This is a genomic window from Photorhabdus bodei (assembly GCF_003287735.1).
GTDB lineage: Bacteria > Pseudomonadota > Gammaproteobacteria > Enterobacterales > Enterobacteriaceae > Photorhabdus > Photorhabdus kayaii.
The window spans coordinates 1-19,115 of record NZ_NSCM01000060.1; the positions used below are offsets into that span (position 1 = coordinate 1).

11 protein-coding genes and 3 pseudogenes are annotated in these 19,115 nt (G+C 49.3%); 3 read left to right on the forward strand and 11 right to left on the reverse strand.

Annotated elements, in window-relative coordinates:
• Positions 1 to 128 precede the first annotated feature (128 nt).
• Together tssI and CKY02_RS21090 are read right to left on the reverse strand one after the other, a co-directional pair.
• Positions 129 to 1,454: pseudogene (tssI, locus tag CKY02_RS21085) on the reverse strand (type VI secretion system tip protein TssI/VgrG); the annotation flags it as partial.
• A 20-nt stretch (positions 1,455 to 1,474) separates the two neighbouring features.
• Entirely contained in the window at positions 1,475 to 2,818 is a 1,344-nt protein-coding gene (locus CKY02_RS21090) for a VasL domain-containing protein (protein ID WP_112896785.1), read from the reverse strand.
• 339 nt (positions 2,819 to 3,157) lie between these two features.
• On the opposite strand from CKY02_RS21090, the gene CKY02_RS21095 reads away from it, so the two are divergent.
• Positions 3,158 to 4,126, forward strand: coding sequence for an IS110 family RNA-guided transposase (locus CKY02_RS21095; RefSeq protein ID WP_112896786.1), 969 nt, complete (start codon positions 3,158 to 3,160; stop codon positions 4,124 to 4,126).
• Between the two features lie 22 nt (positions 4,127 to 4,148).
• Here the strand turns inward: CKY02_RS21095 and CKY02_RS21100 are convergent.
• The 3 genes and pseudogenes from CKY02_RS21100 to CKY02_RS21110 form a co-directional block, all read right to left on the reverse strand.
• Positions 4,149 to 4,544: pseudogene (locus CKY02_RS21100) on the reverse strand (transposase family protein); the annotation flags it as partial.
• A 555-nt stretch (positions 4,545 to 5,099) separates the two neighbouring features.
• The gene (locus CKY02_RS21105) at positions 5,100 to 6,122 is read right to left on the reverse strand and encodes an IS110 family RNA-guided transposase (protein ID WP_112896787.1); all 1,023 of its coding nucleotides are present in this window, start codon (positions 6,120 to 6,122) and stop codon (positions 5,100 to 5,102) included.
• A 320-nt stretch (positions 6,123 to 6,442) separates the two neighbouring features.
• The gene (locus CKY02_RS21110; RefSeq protein WP_074021860.1) at positions 6,443 to 7,036 is read right to left on the reverse strand and encodes a recombinase family protein; all 594 of its coding nucleotides are present in this window, start codon (positions 7,034 to 7,036) and stop codon (positions 6,443 to 6,445) included.
• Positions 7,037 to 7,268: 232 nt separating this feature from the next.
• On the opposite strand from CKY02_RS21110, the gene CKY02_RS21115 reads away from it, so the two are divergent.
• A complete protein-coding gene (locus CKY02_RS21115; protein WP_112896788.1) occupies positions 7,269 to 7,970 on the forward strand; it encodes a DUF4158 domain-containing protein in 702 nt (233 codons plus the stop codon).
• 696 nt (positions 7,971 to 8,666) lie between these two features.
• On the opposite strand, the pseudogene CKY02_RS21125 reads toward CKY02_RS21115, so the two are convergent.
• Positions 8,667 to 8,879: pseudogene (locus tag CKY02_RS21125) on the reverse strand (Tn3 family transposase); the annotation flags it as partial.
• Positions 8,872 to 9,645: an AraC family transcriptional regulator gene (locus tag CKY02_RS21130; RefSeq protein ID WP_112896790.1), complete on the reverse strand. Its 774-nt coding sequence runs from the start codon at positions 9,643 to 9,645 to the stop codon at positions 8,872 to 8,874. The gene CKY02_RS21130 and the pseudogene CKY02_RS21125, both read right to left, overlap by 8 nt.
• 105 nt (positions 9,646 to 9,750) lie before the next feature.
• Between CKY02_RS21130 and CKY02_RS21135 the strand changes: the two genes are divergently transcribed.
• Positions 9,751 to 10,920: a multidrug effflux MFS transporter gene (locus CKY02_RS21135; RefSeq protein ID WP_112896791.1), complete on the forward strand. Its 1,170-nt coding sequence runs from the start codon at positions 9,751 to 9,753 to the stop codon at positions 10,918 to 10,920.
• A gap of 4 nt (positions 10,921 to 10,924) precedes the next feature.
• Here CKY02_RS21135 and CKY02_RS21140 read toward each other — a convergent pair whose 3' ends face one another.
• The 4 genes from CKY02_RS21140 to CKY02_RS21155 are packed head-to-tail and all read right to left on the reverse strand — an operon-like array spanning position 10,925 to position 18,499.
• Positions 10,925 to 11,737, reverse strand: a complete 813-nt coding sequence (locus tag CKY02_RS21140; RefSeq protein ID WP_112896792.1) for a thioesterase II family protein — start codon at positions 11,735 to 11,737, stop codon at positions 10,925 to 10,927.
• Positions 11,738 to 11,761: 24 nt separating this feature from the next.
• Positions 11,762 to 12,487 (reverse strand): tryptophan 2,3-dioxygenase family protein, encoded by a 726-nt coding sequence (locus CKY02_RS21145; protein ID WP_112896793.1) that lies wholly within the window; start codon positions 12,485 to 12,487, stop codon positions 11,762 to 11,764.
• A 14-nt stretch (positions 12,488 to 12,501) separates the two neighbouring features.
• Complete coding sequence (locus CKY02_RS21150) at positions 12,502 to 13,296, reverse strand: cyclase family protein (protein WP_112896794.1); 795 nt, start codon at positions 13,294 to 13,296, stop codon at positions 12,502 to 12,504.
• Positions 13,283 to 18,499, reverse strand: a complete 5,217-nt coding sequence (locus CKY02_RS21155) for a non-ribosomal peptide synthetase (protein ID WP_112896795.1) — start codon at positions 18,497 to 18,499, stop codon at positions 13,283 to 13,285. The genes CKY02_RS21150 and CKY02_RS21155 overlap by 14 nt, the downstream gene beginning before the upstream one ends.
• Positions 18,500 to 19,115: the final 616 nt, after the last annotated feature.

The window sequence follows — 19,115 nt, forward strand, 5'->3', positions numbered from 1 at the left end:
ACGATTCCAAACGCACGGGTCGAGTCGGATGGGAACGACTTTGGGAAGGTTGGTTTCGGCTGCAAACCCTGATAGACGGCTATTTGCTGGCTAAATCGGTTGATTTGGAGATCTGATCAAGAGACAGGACCGGCCCAGGGCTGGGTGACCCGTATCCAGCAGGAGCTGTGGTCATTACTCTGGCCATAGCGGTCCCAGAGGAATTGCAGGCGGATACGGCCGTACGGGTCACAGTAGATTTCCTCGCCCTCCGGACCCACGACTTTGGCAATCTGCGGGCCCTCCATCGCCGGTTTGGGTAGCGGGGTCGGGCGCCAGTGCTGATTGTAGGGAATGAAGGTGAAGTCGTTGCTCAGGGTGGTGCCGCTCTCCCCGGCAGCCTGTTCCAGCGCCTGCGGCTGGCTGCCCCGGTGAGTGACGCCGACCAGCTGCCAGCGCCGGTTGAGGTCAGGCCGGGGATGGCCGGTCAGGGTGAACAGCACGCCGGGCCGCATCGTCGCGGCGTTACTTTCCCCGTCGCCGGTCAGGGCGTTGTTGCGCAGGGCTTCCAGCCGGTAGCGGGTGAAATCCGCGCCGTGCTGCCCGTCTTTGAAGCGGCCGGGAAAATCGAAGTGTTCATAGCCGGTATGCTGGAGGTCCTGTTCCCGCATCTGATGACGGAACTCCGCCGCCCAGGCCGGGTTTTTGAAGGTGTAATCTTTGAGCTCGACCACCGCCGGCCGCACCTGCGCCTGGCGGGTCAGCCGGGTAATGCACAGTTGCCGGGCCTGTTCGGCGTCGTCGGGGTGATAGGGCAGCACCGGGCCGTTGACCGCGGCGCCGGCATCGTCGGCAAACACCAGGGTGTTTTTATTGCCGGTGAACTCAAAGCAGTAAAAAATCCCCTCTTCGGCGGTGAGCCGTTGCAGGAATTCAAAATCGGTTTCGCGGTACTGGACGCAGAACTCCCGTTCCGGGTGGGGATTGCGCAGACTGAACGCCACATCGCGGACGCCGTTCTCTTTGAGCAGGGTGGTGATAATGGTTTTGATATCCTGCTGCTGAAAAATCCGGGCATTCTGGCGCAGGGTGGTGCGCCACATATCGGGCCGGATAGTCATGTCATAGCGGGTCTGATGTTTGCCGGTATTGCCCTGGACAAAACTGGCGACCATGCCGGTGACGGTACGCTCGACTTTGCCTTCGCGCAGGATGGTCAGGGTGGCGCTTTGGTCGAGGACGGCGGCGAAATCAATCGCCGGGTCGGCACTGGCTAAACTGACGGTCAGCGTGAACGGGGTGGAGAGGGCTTCGTGCAGGGTAAAGCCGGCCACCACGAAGGTGTGCGGCGGCAGGCCGCCGGCGGTGAGGGTAAACTGTAAGCCGCCGGCGCTTTGGGGACTCAGCCGGTCAGCGATTTGTTGTGCGATGTTTCTGGCGCCGGCCTGGCCGGCGGTTTTTTTCTGGAATGACATATAGGGTTCCTTCTCTGAATTTACGGGCGGGGTTGCCCGGGGAGCGCGGTCAGCCCGGCGGCTTTCTGCAACGCGTAATACTGGCTGAGCAGGGCGTTAAACCGGTCGTCGGTCTTTTTTATCAGCGCCGGTGAGACGGTCTGTTCCTGCTCGACGGCGGCGGAAAGCTGGCGCAGCAGCTCTTCCAGCGGGAGGTCACGGTTGTGGCTGTGCTGGATTTGGTAAATCGCCGTTTTCAGGTAAGAGAGGGTGAAACTGCCCCGGTTACGCTCCTGTGTCAGGATGTTGTCCGCCAGTAACTGGAGCTGATGCCGGGTCTCCCACCAGTTGCCGGGCGTCGGCGCGTTTTCCCGCCGGATAGACTGTAACTGCTGCCAGCGCTGCGTTTCACGCTGCTGCCGGCTGTCCTGCGGCCAGGTTTTTTGCGCCATCCCGGTCAGCTGCTCAGCCTGTTGCAGCACCACCAGCGGGGAGGTGTCCGCCAGCCGGGTTAACTGCTGCGCATAGGTTGGCAGGTCGGGGTGGTACAGCCAGGCCAGTCTGGCTCCGTCCGGGGTGTCAGTCAGGGCGGTGAGCTGCTGTTGCAGCGGCCGGTAAAGTCCCAGCCAGCTGCCGGTCAGGACAAACACGCCCAGTAAGAGACCCAGGCCAAACCCCTGTAGTGCGCTCATCGGCCGCGGGGGCGGTGCAGGGAAACGGACCTGGACTTTAGGCTGACTGTGGTCGTATCCCGCGTCGTCGTCAGTGTCCGGTTCCGATGGCGCCGGCTCGGTTGTGTTGGCCAGGTAAACCAGCGGCGGCATCTGCACGGGTCTGGCGGCGGGTTTGGGCAGGATGCGGGTCTGTTCCAGTTTTTTGGCGGTGTTCTGGAAGAACCACAACAGGTTTTCGACTTTTGGCAGGCGTTTCAGGTCGGACTGCTGGAGCCGGTCGACTATCAGTTGTAAGGCCCGCTCGGCCCGGTAAATCATCCGCAGGTCACGGGGGGTATAGTCGTGCTGGCGTAACGCGTTGCCGCAGCGGGTGTTAAACCAGTCCAGCATCTCAGTGCGGACCGCCGGCTGCGGGGGCCACAGTGCATCCCACTGGCTGACCATCACCCCGGCCAGCAGTTCACAGCCTTCGGTAAACCCCGCCAGGCCGCTGAGCTGCATCCGGGCCAGGGTGTAGTAAATCGCGCTCTGCAAATCGACGCCGTGGGTGCGAAACAGCGTCAGGGCCAGGGATTCGATAAGCGGCCAGTTCACGGCCGGCTGAGACGGGTGGTTGATTTTGTTGATTTCCTCGCGTATTGCCGTGAACGCCGGCAGATTCATCGGGTTACTGCCGGCGCGGATAATCAGGTTTTCAGGGTGCTCACTCATGGCCGTTCATCCTTTCACCTGCCTCCGCCGGCGCGGAGGACAGGCTGGGTTTCTATTTTGCAATGAATAAAATTTGCCATTAATACAGTTTGCCCTTGTATCTTAAAAGTAGGTTAAAATAAATACGATTAGATTTGGCGCAGTGTACGCAGTCTGAGTTGCCCTTGTATCTTAAAAGTAGGTTAAAATAAATACGATTAGATTTGGCGCAGTGTACGCAGTCTGAGTTGCCCTGGGGTTTTAAGCCCGTTTTAAAGCTATTGGCGCATACACTGAGCCACTCATCTGAAACCCGAACAGTTGTCTGTTATCCATAACGCATTTGCAAGGCAGGGTAATATGAGTCAGCCAAGTCCACTTTGTGTAGGCATTGATGTTTCCAAAGCTTCATTGGATATCGCCGCCAGTACAACAATAAGCGCGTTCACTATCAGTAATGATCCTGATGGCTTTGACGTCATTGTGTCTACGCTGAAGGAACATACAATTTCACTGATCCTGATGGAAGCAACCGGAGGACTGGAAGCGGCTGTGGCTTATGCACTGCAAGCTGAAGGTCTTGATGTCGTGATCATCAATCCCAGACAAGCGCGTGATTTTGCCCGTGCTATGGGGTATCTGGCAAAGACTGACCGTATTGATGCCAAAGTTCTGGCTCAGATGGCGGAGGTGATAGATCGTCACCCCGAACGTGAACGGTTTATTCGAGCACTACCGGATGCTGAACGTCAGGTTCTTTCTGCTATGGTGGTGCGCAGACGCCAGTTGATTACCATGCTGGTTGCTGAGCGTAATCGTCTGCATCCATCTCATCCACAGAGTCGAAAAAGTATTAACGTGATTATTGAAGCATTGGAAAGAGAGTTGTCGCGCATTGATAACGATATGAATAACCATATCAAAACGCACTTTAAATCTATCTCAGAAAGACTTTGTAGCGTCAAAGGGATAGGCACGACGACCACCGCAGCATTGTTAGCAGAAGTACCCGAACTGGGTAAACTCACGCGTCGCGAAATCAGCGCCCTTGTGGGTGTAGCCCCTGTTAACCGTGATTCAGGGACAATGCGAGGCCGACGAACCATTTCTGGTGGTCGGGCTGGAGTGCGTACCGCACTCTATATGGCCGCACTTGTGGCAACTCGGTTTAATCCGGTGATCAAGGCGTTTTACAATCGGTTGCTCGCTGCGGGGAAGGCTAAAAAAGTAGCGCTGGTTGCCTGTATGCGTAAGCTATTGACTATCCTGAACGCCATGACCAAAAAGAATGAGGAATGGAATGAATCGTATCACTACATTACCTCATAAAAAAATTGTCTAAGACAGTTGCTTTAAAGTTGGCACTTCCTTTAGCTCTTTTGAACCCACAGACGGGCAGCGGAAATCCGTCGATAATATGTATCGGCCTGTCGAATGCGCTCAATAACATCGCCAGCTTCTCTTGCAGTTTTTGTTTTACAGCCCAAAGATTCGAGGCCTGTTTAGCAAAATTGGCGCGTGAACCCAGTCCCGGAAACCAGTCGCGCCAGTGGTCACAAAAATACGTCCAAATCCCTTTATCTGTTGAAAATCCTAAGAATTCACCAATCACTTCCATCGTGATGACTTCCGCATCACTCAATTTAGGTGGGAGCCCTCGGCTTCTGAATCGCATACCTTGTTGTAACTGCGTTAAATTGTCATCTACCCAACAAAACACCCAAATGATAAAATCTTGTTGTGACATAGCCTTTTGTTCCTTTATTTCTCTATTTTTGACGACTTAAAGTTATAAAGGAGCGGCTATGTCATTTCAACTCATCATAAAAGTCGAGCATCGCGTTTTGAAATGTAATTTTTAATTAGGCCGGGCAGATCTGGCCACTTTTTGATTATCTTATCCTTCGAGTCATTACCCTCATAAGCATCCCTGATGTGCCGATAACTCGCAGTACCACTCACCCGTTGACTAAATCAGCTATACTTTCTTAGGTCTGGATAATCCTGGAGAGCGTAAAATCTATGGTCGCCTATATGAACGCATCCCGTTTGCAAGACAAAAATCATGTTGACATCGACGGTAGGTTGCAGCTCTATATCCGGCCTTATTGCAGACAATACTGCGGGCCTCGATGTAATCCGCTGACTGGCTCCTCATTCCTCCGACGAGCTTGACGCTCTGGCGACCATACAGGTTTAGCAAATCAAGGTTTTACCTGTCTTTGTCATCATGATTATTGCCTCAGCAATCTTTCTGCATTCAGCTTTGTCATTACATGTTGAGATTAATCAGTGTCCGGTTTTAATTAAGAGGTCTGACACTGACGTAATCTTTTTGGTAATCCCGCTGATGGGCGACCAGAGCCCAAACAGTACGAGCCAGTTTATTGGCCATTCCCACTATAGCCACGCAGGTCGGCCGTCGTTTTTTGAGTTCAGTCACCCATGGTAAGGGCGTTTTTGTGGTTAAGGTGGCGACCCTTGCTCCATGGATAAACAGCGTTCTCAGATAGGTATCTCCCCGTTTACTGATCCCCAGTAATTTGACCCGGCCTTCCGTCCCCGTCTGTTTCGGCACCAATCCCAGATAGGCCGAAAACTCTCTGCCCGACCGGAACGCTCTGGGATCGCCCATCGTGGCGATGGCGGCGGTCGCAATCAGCACACCAACACCGGGTATTTTCATAATCCGCTGGCAATCAGCATTCTGTTTTGCCCACGCTATGAGTTGTTTTTCCACCTGTTCAATTTGTTCATCGATTTTGTTCAAGCGGTAGTATTGTTCTTCAAGAAGACTGAGCAGGAAAGGGGCCAGTTTTTCCCTTAGCCGCTCCAGTACTTCCGGCATCGCTTTATCCAATGAAGCTCTGCCCTTATGCACAGTTTCACCGAACTCCAGTAGCAAACCATGCAGCGCATTGATTTGCGCGGTTCTGAATTTCACTAATTGGTAACGCATCCTATGTAACGACAAAATAGCCTGTTGTTCTTCGTTTTTGACGGCAACCGATTTACCGGGTTGCTGAACTGCCTGCCATATGGCTCGGGCATCCTGAACATCATTCTTATTTCCCATCCGGAATGCCCTGACGAACCGCGCCTGAAGCAAACGCACTTCATGCCCCAGTTTTCTCAATTCCCGTGCCCAGTAGTGAGCACCGCCACATGCTTCCATGCCAATCAGACTAGACTCGCGGTTACTAAAGAACGTTAAAAAATCCTGCCGCCGCAGCTGCCTATCAATAACTTCACCTGTGTATTCATCGACAAAATGAATTTGCATCAAATGTTTTGCAATATCGACGCCAAAAGGAGTAAATTTCATGAGTGGTTCCTCCAGTCATCAGGGAGCAACAGGCTCCCGCTTTTAGGCACTATAAGGCCGGAAATCTGTGAGGAACCACGCCTCATCTCTCAATTCCAGCACTGTGTCACAGGCTCAGTGGTTGGGATGCGTTCATTACATTCCTCGTTTTTGCAACACTCATTTTGATGAATTTTGGGCTTGCTTAAATCTATCCGGCGTCACTATAGGCAAGGAGCCTGCGCCTCAATGAGTTCCGCGCCTGATGCGGGTCTGTTCATAATACGTGTAAAATGTTGGCATAGCGAAATGGCGCAACAGCTTATTCCCTGAGTGGAGTGTCACATGAGAGAATTTTTACATCCTATCGTCACGCCCCGATAGCGAAGATAACGGTAAAGGGTGACCTTGCTGATCCCCAGGTTTTCCGCTATCTCGTTGACACTTAGCTCACCTTTTATATACAGCGCTTCGGCAGCAATCGCTTTCTTTTTTGCCTTTTCGTTTAACCCCGGAGGACGCCCTCCAGAGCGTCCTCTAGCTCTGGCTGCTGTCAAGCCTGCCTGAGTCCGCTCAACAATCAGGTCACGTTCAAACTCGGCTAATGATGCAAATATATTAAATACCAGCCGGCCCTGGGCATTCGTTGTGTCCACGGGATCGTGGAGACTTTTCAGACCGACGCCTTTTTCCATTAGTTGATTCACTAACTCAATCAGATGGCGAAGAGAACGGCCTAATCGATCCAGTTTCCAGATAACAATTACATCACCCGGCCGCATTTTACTCAGGAGCTGCTCTAAAACCGGGCGGGCGGCTTTTATTCCACTCGCCGTTTCACAAAATATTTCTTCACAACCCGCCTGCCGTAGCTGATCAAGCTGCAGGTCAGCGTTTTGCTCATGCGTGGAGATACGTGCGTAACCAAATTTCATGCGATAAGTTTAATGAACTCATTAATTTTTAATAAGGTGAATGTTGATTTTGTAAACCTGTTTTTGATACCCATATTGCTCCGGACGTCATTTTCAGATGTCATAGGCATGCCCTGTTAATTGATATCATTGCCCTCTGAATGACATCTGAGAAGATTGTTGCATTTCGTCATCATCTGGTTTACAAAAACGAACGTATTAATGAACCGTTCAGAGTGACGAGTATACCACTATGACCTCGGTTGACCGCACAGCTTATCCGCATTTCAATAAATCCCTATCGCAAAAAGAGCTGGCGTCCTGTTATGCTCTCAGTGACGATGAACTTACCTTCATCCGGCAAAATACCCGCAGCCAACACAGCCAATTAAACTTGGCTATCAGACTCAAAACCCGCCAACATCTCGGTTATTTTATTACTCTCTCTCAGATCCCATTTTCAGTTATTCAATTTATTGCTACTCAGTTGAATTTGCCAGAGAACTCTCGTTTGATACCAGAACGACGCGACAGAAAAGCTACACACCGCTACAAGATCCTTTCCCGTCAGTATCTGGACAGTCACTTTTTTACCCAGCAAGCGCGTCAGAATATCGTTAGTTTGATCCATCAATCAGCTTACACTATGAGTGATCCTGCTGATTTAATTAATGTTGCACTTGAATATCTCAGCAAAAAGAATATTGAATTACCCGTGTTCAGTACGCTGGAACGCCTGGCCAGCCATGAACGTCAACTCGTTCATAATGAACTGTATTTGCAAATTACCCAGTCACTCACTAAACCACAGAAAAATACACTTGATTCCCTGCTTTTGATCAAGGAAGGTGAACTGACAACACGCTTTTCCTGGGTAAAACAGACGCCGGGGCCTGCAACACTTCAGCATTTTCGTCTATGGGCTGATCGGTTGGCTTTATGGGGGTTTGGGTGAGTAGAGCTGTTCGGTCACCTAAACCCCCTGAATGGGCACTCGCTCTCCTGCGGATCCTCACAAGCCACCGTAAGTATCTGTGCTACTTGCTCGGCACTGAATTTCGGTTTGCATCCGCTCCGGTGCAAATCGCTGAACAGTGATTCGAGGGCTTTTATCAGGCTATTTAAGCTCATATTTTCCGTGGACTCGATGGCCTTCAGCCTGTCTTGATTGTCCAGCCAGCGTTTTCTCCAGCATCCGGCCTGTTTACTGCCCAATCCAACTTGCTTTGTAGATACGCCAGATGCAAAAAGCAAAATCAACTGTGCTCGTTGGCGGTGATCACTGCGACTGGTTCGAGACTTGACGATGTGCTCCAGGGCCTGTTGCTGTTGGGGGCTTAAGTTTACTGCCGGGGCTTTCCACATAAAAAAGGTATATCAAATGGTTAGTTAAATAGGGTGTAAATTAACCATAAAACTTCATACTCTTCAAGTATATTGAATAGGGTAGCCAAATACAGGATGATCCACTAGATGGTTTTGAGGCACAAGCTCATCGAGCGAGAGTGTTTCGGGAGGAAAAGTCTGGGGTGGGGGCATTCTTAACATGGCGGCAAACTCCGTCTGGTGAACGGAATTTGATTAAATCAAAGTACCGGATAAAAAACCAGCACTTTGTCAGTAAACTACCACCGACTTTAGTCGGTGGTAGTTTAGTCAGCAACTGCAATAAAATGGCGAGTTACAGTAGATGATAACGTTGGCAATCAATCGACCACACTGATTACTGATCTCCGTTTCAATGTCGGTTCACCCAGTAAGTTCTTTTTTACCATAAATCCGAGTGACAGCCGAGCGTAACTGATAATTACTCAAAGCGATTCTGTGAACGATGCACGTTCCGTTCTAACTGTGGATCACACAACGTATCGGATTGCCATATATGTCCGTGGAGGGCTGCCTACCATATTTTTAAAAAAGGTGGTGAAAGCACTATCGCTGGAAAAGGCCAGTTGGCTGGCGACGTCAGATTGGCCATATCCCTCTGCTAGTAGCTCAATTGCTTTGATTAGCCGCCATTGTTGCCGCCACTGTTGATAATTCAGACCAGTTTCACGCTGGAAGATGCGGCTAATGGTTTTTTCCGATGCGCCGATATAACTAGCCAGCTCGTACAGCGGCGGTACTGTGACCATATCAGCTAAATTTCTCAGACGGCGGTCACTGGGCAAGGGCAGCAGGGTTAATTCGCGTGGTGCCTGCTGTATCTCATCCAAGCATACCGCTAGAATATTAGCGGTAGCACCGTGCTGCCAGTTGGTGTCAAACTTAGCAATGGCAATGCGCTCCAACACTTCGCGTAGCAAAGATGAAGCAGTCAGGACTTCTAAGCATTCGGGCAGACTAGGGTAATGGGAGCGGTCGAGATACACCGAGCGATAACCTACCACACCGCTAACTTGCACCCGATGCTCTAGTCGCGGTGGAATCCAAGCAATACGACCCGGAGGGAGCATGCAGATGCTCTCATTGAGTATAATGCGCATGCAGCCTCGCTGACTAAACAGTAGTTGCCCCATCCTATGCCAATGTGGGCCAGAGTCATGCTGAGCCAGTTCGGCTGCAATGCCTAATACGCTATTGTCGAACGAATCCGGATCAAAGGCATCCTGAGCGTTAAGCCATGTCATATACTGTCCGATTATGTAATTTTTTTGTCTTTTATATTATAGCAGACTATAGAGCGAAGATGATACCTTGGTATCCCTATTTTACCTTTAGTCACAGGACTTGCTATGCAACGCAAACTTACCCTCACATTGGCAACATCTATGATGATGTTTCCCCAAGTGGTGGAAACGATCTACAGCCCAGCGCTTACTCATATCGCTGAAGGGTTTCATGTCAGCGCGGAAATGGCCGCGCAAACTTTGTCCTGTTACTTTTTTGCTTTTGCCCTTGGCGTTGTGGTGTGGGGGCGAATGTGTGATGTGATTGGACGGCGTCCTACAATCCTTGCCGGACTCGCGCTATATATGTTGGCATCAATATTAGCGGTTTTCTGTGATAGTTTTACCATATTATTGGTGGCGAGGGTGTTGGCAGCTTTTGGGGCGTCGGTGGGATCGGTGGGCACCCAGACAGCCATTCGTGATCAGTTCAGCGGCTACGAATTGGCTCAAGTGTTTTCGGTGATGGGGATAGCTATGGCGGTTAGCCCAGCGATTGGCGTGCTGAGCGGCGCGTTACTAACCCATTATTGGGGCTATCAGGGCGTCTTTAGCGGTCTGGCAATATTAGCGGCGGCGTTGCTGGTTTATGCTGCATGGCAACTGCCAGAAACCCGCCCGAAAGAGGTCGTGAAAAGCTCCTTTTTCGATACTCTAGGGCGTATGTCTAAAGACGGAGACATCTGGCACAGTGCGCTGTTGGTCGCTCTATTCAATATCTGCATGTTCAGTTATTACCAATTAGCGCCGTTCCGTTTTGAAGCACAGGGTCTTCCTGCGCAGTGGTTTGGCTATACCGGGCTGGTGTTGGCAGCAGGTGTGGGCTTTGGCGCAGCCATTAACAAGCTTTTGATCGCCAAACACTGGTTATTTACCGCGTTGCTGACACTGGCGTGTGTTCTGCTACTTTCTGGCGGTATCCTGGTGTTCTTGCTGGAAGAAACGGTATGGTTTGTCTTGCCAATGATGATGGTTGTGATGGCGTATGGTATTGCCATTCCCAATATTCTGGCGCGTGCCCTGCGGCACTATAAAGATTGCATGGGAACGGCAGGGGCGATCCTTGGTTTGATGTATTATCTGATATTAGGGGGCGGCCTGGTTCTGGCAGGGTTGGCACAACGCCTTGGTGTAGTACTGACAATCAGCAGCATTTGTGCACTGATGCTGGCAGGGAGTATCGTACGTAGCGAGCGAAAACTCACCTTGTCAGAAGGTAAAAACGAACGCGCCTGATTATTTAAACATTGGTCGGTGCTAAATGGCCGGCCAACAACCGATGGAGCCGTGCTATTACGGAGTCACATTGCTCTTCCAAATATATATGGCCACCCTCAAAACTGTGTTGTTGAAACTCTCCGCTTGCGATCTGGCGCCAGTCAGCTAAATCTTGTTCATCCGTCCAGTTATCACGATTCCCCTGAAAGACAGCCAACGGTGCCTGATAACAGGTGCTTTGTGGAAACGTCAATTGGGAGGAAAGTAACAAATCTGCGCGGATTATCGGTAGGTAAAAATCGAGTAATACTCTCTCGTTGCGCAACGTGTCACTTATGCCACCAGAAGCTAATAAAGCATCAAGCAAAGCGTTACGTGACATCCTCAATAAATGTTCATGACGTGCTCTATAGGGCGAAGAACAGGAAGAAATAATCAACTGTAACGGTGGCTGTGGAAGCATGAGCGCGACGGCAAGCGCCAGCCTGCCGCCGAGGCTATGGCCAAACAGGATCAAGGGCTTATCTTGTGGCGTGACCAACGCCTGTTGTAACTCGTTGAGCAACGTTTGAGGTTGGCATAACAGTGCTTCATCAGCCCGTTCTTCTCGCCCCGGATACTGTACGGCAAATAGCTCAATATCCTGAGACAGCAGTTTACCCCAACGTTGAAATGCCATGGCACTACCGCCCGCATGTGGGAAAGCTATCATTCGTGACGTTCTGGGGTCAGTTTTTTTAGACAACGCAGTGGTGAAGGGAAGTGTATGATGTGCATAAGGCTTACCTACCATTATGATTAGGATGATCTTGAAAAAGGGATCTTGCGATCCCATTATGCATTGAGTTTCGTGTTACGATCAGTTAATTGCATCCCACAGTTCATCAAATACTGGGTTAAAAAGCGTGGATTTCAAATAGTCTGAGCCCGCAGAACCACCCGTACCTTTACGTTGACCAATCGTGCGTTCGACCAGTTTTACATGTCGATAGCGCCACTCCTGTAACAACGAATCCAAATCCAGCAACTGATTGAGTAATAGCGACTCACAGGAAGGGCGTTCTAACATACTCTTGATGATCTCTCTCTCACTTTGTGCTGGGTCGCCCATCTGCATGACTTGGGCTCGTACAACTTCCCAGAGTGAAATAGGGCCTACTATTGCTGCCAGTCTTTGCTGGATATCATCATCATCTAGGTATTGCTGAAATTTTTTGCTGTTTGCCTTACCCAGAAGTGCCTCAATACCGGCAAATTGGTAAGACTGAAAACCGCTAGCGGTTCCCAAATAGCCACGAAAACGTTGGAACTCATGAAATTTTAATGTACAAATAACCGTAATCTGGTTTACCACTGTTTGTGTAATGGTATTAACGCGGGTCATGACTTCGATGGCTGCAGGTATTTCACCGGCACCAATCAGATCAATTGCTTGATGGATCTCATAGATCAATTGCTTAAACCACAACTCATACGTTTGGTGCGTGATAATGAACAGGTTTTCATTGCGGTGCTCACTGCAAGGTGAGGCAGGTTGCTGGAGTGCCAATAACTGGTTTAATTGCAGATAACTTGAGTAGTTCATGACGCATCCTTACCTTATGAAAACGGGAATAGTACCGGCTGACTGGGAAGGGCATCCCCTGAGAGATCTGGTAACTGTATGGAAAGAAAATAGTGGCCAGATGAAATATGCGGTGGCATGTGGATCAATTCAGTCACAGAGGCACCCTTGCGTTCGGCAATGGGCGAAGCGGGATCGGTCATTCCCCAAAAACAGCGGTGGTTATCCATCCGCCCACCGTCGTTTAACCTGTCAATGGAAGGAATATCCACCAATAGGTGCTGCACACCCAGTTCTGTTATGCGTACCATCGCCTGATGACTAAAGTAAGGGGCACCACCACCATCAGGGAGCCAAGGGAATCCATCAGTTGCAACAACCAATGCTTGCAGATAGTCTGAAGTCAGCAGGGCCAGTTCATTATCGATAGCTTCTCTGGTGATCACCCAATCATCATCTTCAGCGCTGGCGTTATAGCTATCCTTCATTGCTGAAGCTCGCTGTAACGGCACTCGGATCAGGGTAGCTGCAATAAAAGGAGCAAAGTTGAGATCGACCACATTGTGTACATCGGGTAAAATGTGCCCAATACACTCAGTATGGGTACCATGACAGTGTGGTACTAGGCTAATACGGGAGGCATTACATGCCCCCCCACATTGCACACTGGCTACGGCATTACCATAGCGGAGCGGCTCATCACTGGCTGGCGTGACACCATAAAGGTTTACAGGGTTATCCGCAAAACATAGCCGTGTAGAGAGCCGAATTGGCTCTCTGTGATCGATATGATGCACGCGTCCTTGGTAGTGTACTTCAATGCGTTCCATGGGCGATTTCTCCGGACTTGCTCTGTACCAATACGGTTAGTTCACGGATCTGACTGTGTAGAATAAACTCCCTGATCGTTAAGGTGATCCCCATCTCCAGACGGATCGCATGCAGCAATTGCGGGATTTGTAATGAGTTACCACCAAGACTAAAGAAACTGTCCGTGACACTGACTTGTGCCAACGCTAGCACCTGTTGCCAGACCTGTTGCATCTTGTGTTCTGCTTCGTTGGCTGGGGAGGTATAATCGGCCTCTGAAGCAGAGTAGCTCATTTTCGGTGCAGGTAGTTTGCGTATGTCGATCTTGTTGTTATTGGTTAATGGGAATGTCTGCAATACCACAAAACTGGAAGGGATCATGATATTCGGCAATTTGGCCCTCAATGCTGTACGCACCATTTTTTCATTCAGTGTTGCCCCGGGAGTCAACTGCAGATAACTAACAATTCGGGCATGTTGCCCTTCACCAACAATCAGACTCAGAGCCCGTTCAATGATTTCGATAGCAGACAAACATAAATCTATTTCTGTCAGCTCGATACGGTGACCGCGGATTTTCACCTGATAATCGTTACGGCCGAGATACTCCAACTGTCCTTGTCGGGTAAACCGAACAATATCGCCAGTGCGGTATAAGTAATGTCTGGTGCCGAGTACTTGACGTTGCATGAATACCTTATCAGTTAGCATCTGGTTGTTCCAATAACCAGGAGAAACCCCCGCCCCCCCGAGACACAGTTCTCCGAAAGCACCACTTGGTATCAGGTTGCCAGCTTCATCCATAACAAAAGCATCCGTCATGTTGATTGGCATACCAATACATGCACTATCACCGTGGTGCGTCAGATCGGCACAGGTAGACCAAATAGTGGTTTCCGTTGGTCCATAAACTTGCAGTACTTGGGTAGCAATACGCCGCAGCTGCGCCAGCAGGGCTGCAGGCATTTTCTCGCCACCACACAACACCGTCAGTGGACGCTCTGTGGATGGAGAAAGATGGTTAACAATGGTGCTCCATACGGTAGGCGTGGCTTGAATAACACGAGGTTGCTGTTGCTCAATAAAGTGGTACAGCTTCACTGGATCCATCGCTGTCTCACATGGGCATAGCACCACATGTGCACCGCTGGCCAATGAACAAAACAGTTCTAGACCAAAGATGTCAAAACTGATGCTGGTCAGACTGAGTACCTTATCTTGGCTCATTAATGCCAGGCGTTCAACAAAGTCATTAGTGAAATTATTCAGGTTACCTTGGGTGATCATCACCCCTTTGGGATTCCCGGTCGAACCAGAGGTATACATGATATAGGCTATCATCTCGTCAGAAGGCATTGGCAACGGGTTACCAGTTACAGGGCGTGTCGTCAACGTCTCAAAACTGAGGGTTTTAATATGACTCAATGCGCCGCGTTCTGGATAACCATCCGTGACTAATATCCGGGTCTGTGCATTTTCAACCATGTAACTTACGCGATCTTCCGGATAATGAACGTCAATTGGCACGTAATGTTTGCCTGCCTTAAGCACACCAAGTATCAGTACAGCAACGTGGCAACTTTTCTCCATCATGATGCCAACAGAGAACGTTTGGCTATCAATGGACTGCAACGCGTTAGCGATACGTTCAGACACATCCCATAGCTGGCCATAATTGTACTGCTGTTGTTCACAACTGACGGCGATATTATGCGGTTGTGTTTTAGCTATTCTGTGGATTTGTTCAATCAACGAACCGCGTTGGCTTGCTACAGGGTTGCAGGCCAGTTGTAACAACCAGCGCTGTTCAGCAGCGCAGAGCGGGTTAATGGTAGAAAGGGTTGCAGAGCTGGGCAGAGTAAGCAGTTGATCCAAAACCTGCTCATAGTTATCCAGCATCATTTGCATGGTCGCAGGGTAGAAAAGCTCACTGGAGTAATCGAGTTCTATAGCGATGTTCCCCTCAGTCAGATTGAAGTTCCACGTCATATCGAACATTGAGAAACCAGATGCCACAGGGAGCCTCTGCAACGTACAACCATACAAACCCGTTTGGCACACGTCGCCAGTGTTCTGCAAGATCGCCATAATCTGGAATAGTGGGTTTTTATTCGACACCCGTTCATAGTCGATCTGATGTAGAATACGGTCGAAAGATAGCTGTTGGTGCTGATAGGCTCCGATACAGGTTTCCGCCATTTTGTTGATCAGGTTGGCGATGGCGTCTTCTGGGCACAACATGATGCGTAATGGAACAGTATTAACGTGAAACCCACTGACTTGTGCCAGATCCAAGTTATCACGTGCGGCAATAGCGGTGCCGATCACGATATCTTGCTGCTGAGTATATTTGCCCAGTAAATAAGTTAATGCGGCCGTAAGCAAAACAAAAGGCGTAACGCCTAATGTTTTAGCCTGTTGTTCTAGTCGCATGGCAATGTCGGCTTGCAGTGAATGGCGTATGCGATCGCCAGCGTGTGTCGGCATCAGCGGGCGGGGCTTATCCAAGGGGAAATCGAGTTCACGGCAGCCTTCCAGATGCTGTTGCCAATAAGTGATCTCGTTTTGAGTACAAAACTCCGCACTATTGTTGACGATATCGATGGTCTGTATCTGCGGCAATAGCGGTGCATGTTGTACGCCAAGGCACAAATAGTTGTAATGTTGCCACAGATCGTTGAGGATCAATTGTTCGCTCCAGGCGTCAGTCAAAATGTTGTGTTTCACCCAGATCAGTACATAGTGTTGGTCATGGTAATGCACCAAGCGTAGTGTGGCCGGAGGCTGTTGCATGATATTGAAAGGCGTCTCACACAATGATTTCACCAGTTTTTCAAGAGGCATTTGTTGCCCGTCTACGCGATGGTCAGCCAGTTTTATTGGAATATGCGGCTGTGCATATTGATAAGCCAAGCCGTTCACCTCGGTAAATTGGGTTCGTAAGCTCTCATGTTTCTCATAGATTGAGTTGACCGAATGTTCAAAATTTATGAGGTCTAAATGGCCGCGAATTTCCACGGCGAGCGGAAGATTGTAGCTACAATCATCGGGGTTAAGCGCACTCAGGTACCACAGCAGGTTCTGTTGCGGACTCAGCAATGCGCGTCGTTCCTCAGTAATTGCAATGGAGCGCTCTGCAACGACGGCCTTGTTCTCAATATATTCAGCCAGTTTACGAATTGTATTGTGCTGGAAAATATCGGCGATATTCAGATGGCAACAGAGCTCACGCGCGGTGAGGGCCACAATTTTGCTCATTGTCAGCGAATGAGCGCCAAGAGTGATAAACTCATGGTTAACATCAGCATGTGAGCACCCAATTGCATTTGCTACAATCCGTTCTAGAATGGCTTCCGTTTCAGTTTCCGGTTGAGCGACACAATGGGCCAGATCGTCAAGCGGCCAGTTCTCTAATTGTTGGCGGGCAACTTTACCGTTGATTGTCAGTGGTAGCGAAGATAAGAAAACAAATGAGGTTGGAATAGCTGCGGGGTGCAGTAATGTCACCATTGCGTGGCGAAGAATATCTGACGTTAATTCTGGCGAAGTCGGTTGTACGAAGGCGACCAAAATTTTACCGGCAGATTGCGTTCTGGCCACAACACAAACGCTTTCTACCTGCGGATGGTTGCGTAGGGCACTTTCCACCTCACCAATTTCAATGCGCACACCGCGAATTTTAATCTGATGATCCCTGCGACCGATGAAAATGATATTACCTTGCTCATCCCATTTAGCGATATCCCCCGTTTTGTAAAAGCGTTCTTCATTTGGCATATATGGTAAGCACATAGTGACAAATTTTTCAGCACTCAGCGTGGGCTGGTGTAAATAACCTCGCGCCAAACCATTACCAGCGATGCATAGCTCACCTTCAAAGCCCACTGGCATTGGGTTATGATATGAATCCAAAATATGACAACGATAGTTTTTTAACGGTGCACCAATACAATTCCATGCAACGCCAGGACGGTATTCACACAACGAGGTGGCGATAGTGGCCTCGGTTGGCCCGTAGCCATTGCACAAACGTGTACGATCACTCCACCAAGCAACCACGTCTGATGGGGGAGAATCCCCCATGACGATCATGCTCCGTAAACCTTGCCAAGCATTACGTGGTAGAAGTTCCAGTATAGCAGGGGTAATGGTGACATGCTCAACCTCATGCTGCGCCAAATAATGATGCAGCGCACCAATATCGGTATGCAGCTCTGCTGGAGCCAAATACAGCGTGGCACCACTGACGAGCGCACCATAAACATCCCAACCGAATGCATCGAAACCGAGTGATGCAATAGCCAACACACGGCTACCTATGCCTAATTGCATAAAGTCACGGTGGTTTTGCGCAACGTTGCTTAGCCCCTCTCGGGTGATCATCACACCTTTCGGTTTGCCGGTTGTGCCTGAGGTGTAACAAACATAAGCCAACGACTCATTATTTACTGTAGGAAGATCACTCGTAGAGACATGCAGCGTTTGGTAATTAATAGTCGATGGTAATATGCTAGGGGCATTGCCTGCTTTTAGCGGTGAATCTGCCAAAATAAGCGTTGGCTGTACGTCGTCTAGAATGCTCTGATTGCGGATTTTCGGCGCTTGGGGATCTAGCAAAACGTAAGTTTTATTGCTTTTCAGAATACCCAATAGGATAATCAGCAAAAGTGCTGATTTCTGCATCGCAACTGCAACTAATGTATCATTGTTACCATCCTGCTCGAGTAGCCAACACGCCATCTGATCTGATGCTCGATTGAGTTCGCTATAACTGTAGTCGCGATTGTTTGCATGTAGCGCGGCAAGTTCTGGATGTATCTCGGCATGGTAATGAAACAGCGTGATAATATCGTGGGACAAGAGGCTCATATCATCGGTTTCGTTAAACCCACTCAGACGGTATAGTTCATCAGGCTGAGTTACGAAAGGGGCACGAATGGGGTCAATGGTGGACGGCACTAATGCATCCAAATAATCCGTAAAACGACTAAAACGCATATCGTCACCGCAAACGGTGATCTGTGTTCCGTCCTCATTTGCCACGACACTTATCATCACGTTGGATTTAGCATACTTATTATGTTTAAGTGCACCAGTTTCGTTAAAAAAAAAGTGAGTCAGATACCGATTGTCGGATGTGGCCTCTGTTGCCAGAACCGTATGAAAATCAGCATTGGGATACCAAGTCATGTGGCTGAAATCACTCGCGCACATCCCTTGCATCTGGTCACCCAATCGTTGTAATAAGAGGGTAACCAGTCTACGAATACGGGCTGGTGCTTCAGCATAGAATTTTCGGGCGAGGCGATACGGGGTATCTTGGATTGTGGGGGACTCACCGCGCGATAGCCCTACAATAATATCAGTAATTTTGTCACTAAGATGCTCAAGGTGGCTCTCTTCTGCACCATGGTCTTCGCGAGAAATACAGCCACACAGATAACCGGATTTGCCCGGCGATGTAAAGTACAGAGATAAGCGTTCTTGAGCTTGTAAGGTATCAAGATCCTTAACTATTGCTTTATTTGAGGTTATGATCAGCAGGTTTTCTGCTTGTTTTTCCAGCTCTTGTATTACGGATGCATGATTTTCTGTTGTGATGATTAAATTTAATTTTTTTTCAGGTTTGTTTATTGGGGTAAGTAGAATTACCTCATGACCATACTCGCGAATTTCTTCGGTAATTATTTTTCCACTATCGCTATTACCAATATATACCCGTAATCATTGAAGATGCTTGATTTTATCCGAAATGGAGATCATTATCCTCGCTATGAAAATATTTATTACATCAGAACAAAAAATCAAACTTGAACGTCTTCACGACACCACTCGTGAT

Coding starts and splice junctions, on each gene's coding strand:
- CKY02_RS21090 (WP_112896785.1), bottom strand. CDS start 2,818: ATGAGTGAGCACCCTGAAAACCTGATTATCCGCGCCGGCAGTAACCCG.
- CKY02_RS21095 (WP_112896786.1), top strand. CDS start 3,158: ATGAGTCAGCCAAGTCCACTTTGTGTAGGCATTGATGTTTCCAAAGCT.
- CKY02_RS21105 (WP_112896787.1), bottom strand. CDS start 6,122: ATGAAATTTACTCCTTTTGGCGTCGATATTGCAAAACATTTGATGCAA.
- CKY02_RS21110 (WP_074021860.1), bottom strand. CDS start 7,036: ATGAAATTTGGTTACGCACGTATCTCCACGCATGAGCAAAACGCTGAC.
- CKY02_RS21115 (WP_112896788.1), top strand. CDS start 7,269: ATGACCTCGGTTGACCGCACAGCTTATCCGCATTTCAATAAATCCCTA.
- CKY02_RS21130 (WP_112896790.1), bottom strand. CDS start 9,645: ATGACATGGCTTAACGCTCAGGATGCCTTTGATCCGGATTCGTTCGAC.
- CKY02_RS21135 (WP_112896791.1), top strand. CDS start 9,751: ATGCAACGCAAACTTACCCTCACATTGGCAACATCTATGATGATGTTT.
- CKY02_RS21140 (WP_112896792.1), bottom strand. CDS start 11,737: ATGGGATCGCAAGATCCCTTTTTCAAGATCATCCTAATCATAATGGTA.
- CKY02_RS21145 (WP_112896793.1), bottom strand. CDS start 12,487: ATGAACTACTCAAGTTATCTGCAATTAAACCAGTTATTGGCACTCCAG.
- CKY02_RS21150 (WP_112896794.1), bottom strand. CDS start 13,296: ATGGAACGCATTGAAGTACACTACCAAGGACGCGTGCATCATATCGAT.
- CKY02_RS21155 (WP_112896795.1), bottom strand. CDS start 18,499: ATGCAAGGGATGTGCGCGAGTGATTTCAGCCACATGACTTGGTATCCC.